This is a genomic window from Vibrio sp. V03_P4A6T147, assembly GCF_002241085.1.
In the GTDB taxonomy this organism is placed as follows: Bacteria; Pseudomonadota; Gammaproteobacteria; order Enterobacterales; family Vibrionaceae; genus Vibrio; species Vibrio anguillarum.
Genome location: NZ_NDIO01000408.1, coordinates 19,670 through 27,864, shown reverse-complemented (window position 1 = coordinate 27,864; position 8,195 = coordinate 19,670). Strand labels below are relative to the sequence as shown.

The following is an 8,195-nucleotide window of genomic DNA, read 5'->3' as shown; positions in this document are numbered from 1 at the left end:
CCGTTCTTCAAAGGCTACCGTCCACAGTTCTACTTCCGTACAACGGACGTAACAGGCGATATCTCTCTACCAGAAGGCGTAGAGATGGTAATGCCAGGTGACAACATCCAAATGGTTGTAGAGCTAATCGCTCCAATCGCGATGGATGAAGGTCTACGTTTCGCGATCCGTGAAGGTGGTCGTACAGTAGGTGCTGGTGTTGTTGCTAAAGTTATCGCTTAATTGCTGATTTAGCCGTTTAAATACGAATAGTATTTGACTAACGACTACCAAAAAGGGCATCATTTGATGCCCTTTTTCTGCACTAAATTTGGCCGTTGTCGATTTGTTGGTCGATAAAGCCAGTGCAAAGGATTTAAGATAGAGACATTTCTATCTTGATGAGTATGTATAGGTAGCTTTACCTGTGCTATGGATTTGCCCTGCAACAGCGGGGTTGTTGTCGTCTATGTTAAGACTTGTAACAGGTTGGTTTATGAAAGCAAACAATGCTGAAATTCCTGATAGCTCAAGTGCAGCAGACACATTTAAGTGGATTGTCACTTTTGCTCTGTTAGCTGCCGCTGTTGTGGGTAATTACCTGTATGGTGAAATGTCTGTAGTGCTTCGCGCTGCAGGTGTGGTTGCGCTGATTATTGCAGCACTCGGTGTTGCTGCGACAACCACAAAAGGAAAAGCGGCGATTGCGTTTGCGCGTGAATCTCGTATGGAAGTTCGCAAAGTGGTATGGCCGACACGTCAAGAAACCATGCAAACAACATTAATCGTTTTAGCTGTAAGTATCGTAATGGCTCTAGCACTTTGGGGCATCGACGGCATTATGGTTCGTCTTGTCGCTTTCGTGACTGGGGTATAGAGGGTTTAATACATGAGTGAAGCTCCTAAAAAACGCTGGTATGTAGTTCAAGCCTTCTCTGGATTTGAAGGCCGCGTAGCGCAATCGCTGCGTGAGCATATCAAGATGCACGCAATGGAAGAATTCTTCGGTGAAGTTCTTGTTCCAACCGAAGAAGTTGTTGAAATGCGTGCAGGTCAACGCCGTAAAAGTGAGCGCAAGTTCTTCCCAGGCTATGTATTGGTACAGATGCTCATGAATGATGAGTCCTGGCACTTAGTTCGTAGTGTTCCTCGTGTAATGGGTTTCATTGGTGGAACCTCCGATCGTCCTGCACCTATCACTGACAAAGAAGCCGATGCGATTCTTAATCGTCTAGAGAAAGCGAGCGAAGCTCCGCGTCCTAAGACGATGTTTGAAGCAGGTGAAGTGGTTCGTGTTAATGAAGGTCCATTTGCTGATTTCAACGGCACCGTTGAAGAAGTGGATTACGAGAAGAGCCGCATTAAAGTGTCAGTATCTATCTTTGGTCGTGCAACTCCTGTTGAACTTGAGTTTGGTCAAGTCGATAAGCTTGATTAAAAAAACACCTTTTAGGGTTGTTAAGGGCGTGAAATGTGATTATAATTTCGCGCCTTATTTACACGTCTTTATGACAAAGTAACCGGGGAGCTGATCAGCTGATTGGCGTTTGTACCCACATTTAGGAAATATCATGGCTAAGAAAGTTGAAGCTTATATCAAGTTGCAAGTTGCATCTGGTATGGCGAACCCAAGTCCACCAGTTGGTCCTGCACTAGGTCAACGTGGCGTTAACATCATGGAATTCTGTAAAGCGTTCAACGCAAGAACAGAATCAATGGAGAAAGGCTTGCCTACTCCAGTTGTTATCACTGTATACAGCGACCGTTCTTTCACGTTCGTAACTAAGACTGCTCCAGCGGCTGTTCTTCTGAAGAAAGCTGCAGGCATCAAGTCTGGTTCAGGCCGTCCAAACACTGAAAAAGTGGGCACGGTTACTGATGCTCAAATCCAAGAAATTGCAGAAGCGAAAGCGGCTGATATGACTGGTGCTGACATTGAAGCGATGAAACGTTCTATTGCGGGTACTGCTCGTTCAATGGGCTTAGTGGTAGAGGGTTAATATCATGGCAAAACTAACTAAGCGTATGCGCACTATCCGTGAGAAAGTTGACGCAACTAAAGAATACGAAATCAACGAAGCTGTAGCTCTTCTTAAAGAACTTGCAACGGCTAAATTCGTTGAGTCTGTAGACGTTGCTGTGAACCTTGGCATTGATGCTCGTAAATCTGACCAAAACGTACGTGGTGCAACTGTTCTGCCACACGGTACTGGTCGTGAAGTACGTGTTGCAGTGTTCACTCAAGGTGCAAACGCTGAAGCGGCTAAAGCTGCTGGTGCAGATTTAGTGGGTATGGAAGATCTAGCTGAGCTAGTGAAGAAAGGCGAAATGAACTTTGACGTTGTTGTTGCTTCTCCAGATGCAATGCGCGTTGTAGGTCAACTAGGTACCATTCTTGGTCCTCGCGGTCTAATGCCAAACCCTAAAGTTGGTACTGTAACTCCTAACGTTGCTGAAGCGGTTAAGAACGCTAAAGCAGGTCAGGTTCGTTACCGTAACGACAAAAACGGCATCATCCACACAACTATCGGTAAAGTTTCTTTCGAAACTAACCAACTTCAAGAGAACTTAGAAGCTCTTCTAGTTGCACTTAAGAAAGCGAAACCTTCTTCTGCTAAGGGTACTTACCTGAAGAAAGTAAGCATTTCTACTACGATGGGTGCTGGTGTTGCTGTTGATCAGAACACGCTAAACGCTCAAGCGTAATAATACATTTGATTAGGTGTGGAATTTGTGTATAATTCTGCGCCTAATATTTGTGGTTGGGGCTGATTTTAGTTCTTAGAACTATGACCCAGTCTCCGTCCAAGACCGTAGGCGTTATTTGTCTGTTTGATAAATGACTTAATCGTACCTACGTAGATGGTGCCCGAACTGACAGAAAGCATAATTTATTTTTTGAATAGATAAACTTTCTTCTGGGACTGCACCGAAATAACTCTCACTGTTGTGATAATAGTGAGTGGTGTAACGACAACCAGGAGTAAATCCAAGATGGCTTTAAACCTTCAAGACAAACAAGCAATTGTTGCTGAAGTCAACGAAGCGGCCAGTGGTGCACTTTCTGCAGTTGTTGCTGACTCTCGTGGCGTTCAAGTAGGCGCGATGACTTCTCTACGTAAACAAGCTCGTGAAGCGGGTGTTTACATGAGAGTTGTTCGTAATACTCTAGCACGTCGCGCAGTGGAAGGCACAGCTTACGAATGTCTACAAGACGTATTCGTAGGTCCTACTTTGATCGCATTCTCTAACGAGCATCCAGGTGCTGCAGCGCGTCTTTTTAAAGACTTCGCTAGAGAGAACAAGCACTTTGAAATCAAAGCAGCTGCATTTGAAGGCGCATTAACTGACGCTGAACTACTAGCGACACTACCAACTTACGACGAAGCAATCGCACGCCTAATGATGTGCATGAAAGAAGCTTCTGCTGGCAAGCTGGTACGTACTATCGCTGCTGTCCGCGATCAAAAAGAAGCTGCGTAATTCGCATTGCTTTTTATTGTTTGCTAAATAAACTTATTGTTGACTTAAAAGAGAATTGTTATGTCTATTACTAACGAGCAAATCCTAGATGCAGTTGCAGAAATGTCTGTAATGCAAGTTGTTGAACTTATCTCTGCTATGGAAGAGAAGTTCGGTGTTTCTGCTGCAGCTGCAGTAGTTGCAGGCGGCCCAGCAGCAGCAGCTGTTGAAGAGCAAACTGAATTCGACGTAATCCTAACTGCTGCTGGCGCAAACAAAGTATCTGTAATCAAAGCAGTACGTGGCGCAACTGGCCTAGGTCTTAAAGAAGCTAAAGCTCTAGTTGACGGCGCTCCAGCTGCAATTAAAGAAGCAGTTTCTCAAGCAGAAGCTGACGCACTTAAGAAAGAGCTAGAAGAAGCTGGTGCGACTGTTGAAGTTAAGTAATTATTACTTAATTTCTTAGCCGCAAGGCTAATGGCTGGTGGTTTATTGACCACCGGCCTTTTTGCGCTGTAGGGTATGGGTGAATTTTCCCGCTGTTTAGACGCTTATACTCGTGCAAAAGCACACAAACTATCATTTTTGAGTGATGTTGTGTTACTACAGTAAACAGCTGTTAGTCACTGTCCTATGACCCTTTATTTTTGAATAATTGGTGGGCAGTTTGGGTCACTTATCAGCGAGCTGAGGAACCCCATGGTTTACTCTTATACCGAGAAAAAGCGCATCCGTAAGGACTTTGGTACTCGTCCACAAGTGTTGGACATTCCATACCTGCTATCGATCCAGCTCGATTCGTTCGACAAGTTTATCGAACAGGATCCTGAAGGACAATACGGTCTTGAGGCTGCTTTTCGTTCTGTATTTCCTATTCAGAGCTATAACGGCAATTCTGAGCTGCAATACGTTAGCTATCGTCTTGGTGAGCCAGTTTTTGACGTTAAAGAATGTCAAATTCGTGGTGTAACTTATTCTAAGCCACTACGCGTAAAACTACGCCTAGTGATCTTTGATAAAGACGCGCCAGCAGGTACTGTAAAAGATATTAAAGAACAAGAAGTCTACATGGGTGAAATTCCACTCATGACAGACAATGGTACCTTCGTAATTAATGGTACTGAGAGGGTTATCGTATCCCAGCTGCACCGAAGCCCAGGCGTATTCTTCGACAGCGATAAGGGTAAAACTCACTCATCAGGTAAAGTTCTTTATAACGCACGTATTATCCCTTACCGTGGTTCATGGTTAGATTTTGAGTTTGATCCAAAAGATAACCTATACGTGCGTATTGACCGTCGTCGTAAGCTGCCTGCATCGATCATTCTTCGTGCACTTGGTAAATCGACAGAAGAGATCTTGGATCTGTTCTTCGAAAAAGTGAAGTTTGAAGTCAAAGACCAAACTCTTCTTATGGAGTTGGTACCTGAGCGCCTGCGTGGCGAAACAGCGTCATTTGATATTGAAGCAAATGGTACCGTTTATGTCGAAAAAGGTCGTCGTGTAACGGCTCGTCATATTCGTCAACTAGAAAAAGATAACGTTGATTTTATCGAAGTACCCGTTGAGTACATCGTAGGTAAAGTCGCTTCTAAAGATTATGTCAATGAAGCAACTGGTGAAGTCATCGTTAGCGCAAACCAAGAAATTAGCTTGGAAGCATTAGCGAATCTTTCACAAGCGGGCTATAAGAAACTTGAAGTTCTATTTACGAACGATCTTGATCATGGTCCATTTGTGTCTGAGACGCTCCGCATCGACAGTACGGTTGATCGTATTTCTGCGCTAGTAGAAATCTACCGCATGATGCGCCCTGGCGAGCCACCAACAAAAGAAGCAGCCGAATCGCTGTTTGAAAGCCTATTCTTCTCAGAAGAACGCTATGACCTATCAACAGTAGGCCGTATGAAGTTCAACAGCTCAATTGAGCGTGAAGATGCCGGCGAGCTTGGTACGCTTGACGAAACTGATATCATCGAAGTGATGAAGAAGTTGATCGCCATTCGTAACGGCATTGGCGAAGTGGACGATATCGACCACCTTGGCAACCGTCGTATTCGCTCTGTTGGTGAAATGGCTGAAAACCAATTCCGCGTAGGTCTTGTGCGTGTTGAACGTGCAGTGAAAGAGCGCTTAAGCCTTGGCGATCTTGATGCGATCATGCCTCAAGATTTGATCAATGCGAAGCCTATCTCTGCGGCCGTTAAAGAATTCTTCGGTTCTTCACAGCTTTCTCAGTTTATGGACCAGAACAACCCACTTTCAGAAGTGACGCACAAACGTCGTATTTCTGCATTGGGTCCTGGCGGTCTAACTCGTGAGCGTGCTGGCTTTGAGGTACGTGACGTACACGTAACTCACTACGGTCGTCTATGTCCGATCGAAACGCCAGAAGGTCCGAACATCGGTCTGATTAACTCATTGTCAGCATTTGCACGTTGTAACGAATACGGTTTCCTAGAAACTCCGTACCGTCGTGTTGTTGATGGTGTGGTGACTGATGAAGTTGATTACTTGTCAGCTATCCAAGAAGGTCAATTTGTTATCGCGCAGGCAAACGCCATTCTGACTGAAGAAGGTACGTTTGCAGATGAGCTGATCACAGCTCGTCAAAAAGGTGAATCTGGTCTTCACCCTCGTGAACATGTTGACTACATGGACGTTGCGACCAACCAGGTCGTATCAATCGCCGCTTCGCTTATCCCGTTCCTAGAACACGATGATGCGAACCGTGCATTGATGGGTGCGAACATGCAACGTCAAGCGGTTCCAACGTTACGCGCTGAGAAGCCGTTGGTTGGTACTGGTATCGAACGTAATGTAGCGGTTGACTCTGGTGTAACTGCCGTTGCCAAACGTGGCGGTATGGTGCAGTCAGTTGATGCGTCTCGTATCGTAGTTAAAGTTAATGAAGATGAACTTGTATCTGGTGAAGCGGGTATCGACATCTACAACCTAACTAAATACACACGTTCGAACCAAAACACATGTATTAACCAACGTCCTACTGTGATGCCAGGTGAACCTGTAGCTCGCGGTGATGTCCTTGCTGATGGTCCTTCAACAGACCTTGGTGAGCTAGCGCTTGGCCAAAACATGCGTATCGCATTCATGCCTTGGAATGGTTATAACTTCGAAGACTCGATCTTAGTATCTGAGCGCGTCGTTCAAGAAGACCGTTTCACGACTATCCACATCCAAGAACTTTCTTGTGTGGCTCGTGATACTAAGCTGGGCTCTGAAGAGATCACAGCGGATATTCCAAACGTAGGTGAATCGGCTCTGTCTAAACTAGACGAGTCAGGTATCGTTTACATTGGTGCTGAAGTTAAGGGTGGTGACATCCTAGTTGGTAAAGTAACGCCGAAAGGCGAAACTCAGCTAACTCCAGAAGAGAAGCTACTACGTGCAATCTTCGGTGAAAAAGCCTCTGATGTTAAAGATACGTCACTGCGTGTACCAAACTCTGTTTCAGGTACCATTATCGATGTTCAAGTTTTCACTCGCGATGGCGTAGAGAAAGACAAGCGTGCGCTTGAAATTGAACATATGCAGCTAAAAGAAGCGAAGAAAGACCTTACTGAAGAGTTCCAAATTCTTGAAGGTGGTCTACTAGCGCGTGTGAAAGCTGTACTGATCAATGGTGGCTATTCTGAAGCGAAGCTTGATGCGATCGATCGTAAGAAATGGCTAGAACAAACACTAGAAAACGACGAGCTACAATCTCAACTTGAACAGCTTGCTGAGCAGTGGGATGAGCTAAAAGCTGACTTCGATAAGAAGTTCGAAGCGAAACGTCGCAAAATCACTCAAGGTGATGATCTAGCGCCTGGCGTTCTGAAGATTGTTAAAGTTTACCTAGCGGTGAAACGTCGTATCCAGCCTGGTGATAAGATGGCAGGTCGTCACGGTAACAAGGGTGTAATCTCTAAGATCAACCCTGTTGAAGACATGCCTTACGATGAAAACGGTCAGCCGGTTGATATCGTATTAAACCCACTGGGTGTACCGTCACGTATGAACATCGGTCAGATCCTTGAAGTTCACTTAGGTCTGGCTGCAAAAGGTATTGGTGACAAGATCAACCAAATGGTTAAAGAACAACAAGAGCTGTCTAAGCAGCGTGAGTTCTTACAGAAGGTTTATGATCTTGGCGATACGCGTCAGAAAGTAGATATTGCTGCTCTGTCTGATGGTGATGTTCGTACTCTTGTGAACAACCTTCGTGGTGGTTTACCGATTGCAACTCCAGTATTTGATGGTGCGTCAGAAGCATCAATCAAAGAACTATTAAGCCTAGCCGACCTACCAACTTCTGGTCAGCTAACACTGTTTGATGGTCGTACTGGTGATGCATTCGAGCGTCCTGTAACTGTCGGTTACATGTACATGCTCAAACTGAACCACCTTGTTGATGACAAGATGCACGCTCGTTCAACAGGTTCGTACAGCCTAGTAACTCAGCAACCACTTGGTGGTAAAGCTCAGTTCGGTGGTCAGCGTTTCGGTGAGATGGAAGTGTGGGCACTAGAAGCATACGGTGCTGCATATACACTACAAGAAATGCTTACTGTTAAGTCAGATGACGTTAACGGTCGTACCAAGATGTATAAGAACATCGTTGATGGTAACCATAGCATGGAACCTGGCATGCCAGAGTCTTTCAACGTATTGCTGAAAGAGATCCGCTCGCTAGGTATCAACATCGAGCTAGAAGACGAAGAGTAATCTTGGCGGTAAACCCTCTGGATTAT

Annotated in this window: 7 protein-coding genes and 1 pseudogene; all 8 read left to right on the top strand. The window is 45.1% G+C overall.

Going from position 1 to position 8,195, the window contains the following annotated elements; translation table 11 throughout:
- Positions 1-222, top strand: a pseudogene (tuf, locus tag B9J84_RS15500) (elongation factor Tu); the annotation flags it as partial.
- Positions 223-475: 253 nt separating this feature from the next.
- The gene (gene secE / locus B9J84_RS15495) at positions 476-856 is read left to right on the top strand and encodes a preprotein translocase subunit SecE (RefSeq protein WP_026027616.1); all 381 of its coding nucleotides are present in this window, start codon (positions 476-478) and stop codon (positions 854-856) included.
- A 12-nt stretch (positions 857-868) separates the two neighbouring features.
- Positions 869-1,417: a transcription termination/antitermination protein NusG gene (gene nusG, locus B9J84_RS15490; protein ID WP_013857954.1), complete on the top strand. Its 549-nt coding sequence runs from the start codon at positions 869-871 to the stop codon at positions 1,415-1,417.
- Between the two features lie 133 nt (positions 1,418-1,550).
- Positions 1,551-1,979 (top strand): 50S ribosomal protein L11, encoded by a 429-nt coding sequence (rplK, locus tag B9J84_RS15485; protein WP_010318965.1) that lies wholly within the window; start codon positions 1,551-1,553, stop codon positions 1,977-1,979.
- Between the two features lie 4 nt (positions 1,980-1,983).
- A complete protein-coding gene (gene rplA, locus B9J84_RS15480) occupies positions 1,984-2,685 on the top strand; it encodes a 50S ribosomal protein L1 (protein WP_013857952.1) in 702 nt (233 codons plus the stop codon).
- Between the two features lie 288 nt (positions 2,686-2,973).
- Entirely contained in the window at positions 2,974-3,462 is a 489-nt protein-coding gene (gene rplJ, locus B9J84_RS15475; protein WP_026027617.1) for a 50S ribosomal protein L10, read from the top strand.
- A 60-nt stretch (positions 3,463-3,522) separates the two neighbouring features.
- The gene (gene rplL, locus B9J84_RS15470; protein WP_010318962.1) at positions 3,523-3,888 is read left to right on the top strand and encodes a 50S ribosomal protein L7/L12; all 366 of its coding nucleotides are present in this window, start codon (positions 3,523-3,525) and stop codon (positions 3,886-3,888) included.
- Positions 3,889-4,140: 252 nt separating this feature from the next.
- A complete protein-coding gene (rpoB, locus tag B9J84_RS15465) occupies positions 4,141-8,169 on the top strand; it encodes a DNA-directed RNA polymerase subunit beta (protein WP_010318961.1) in 4,029 nt (1,342 codons plus the stop codon).
- Positions 8,170-8,195: the final 26 nt, after the last annotated feature.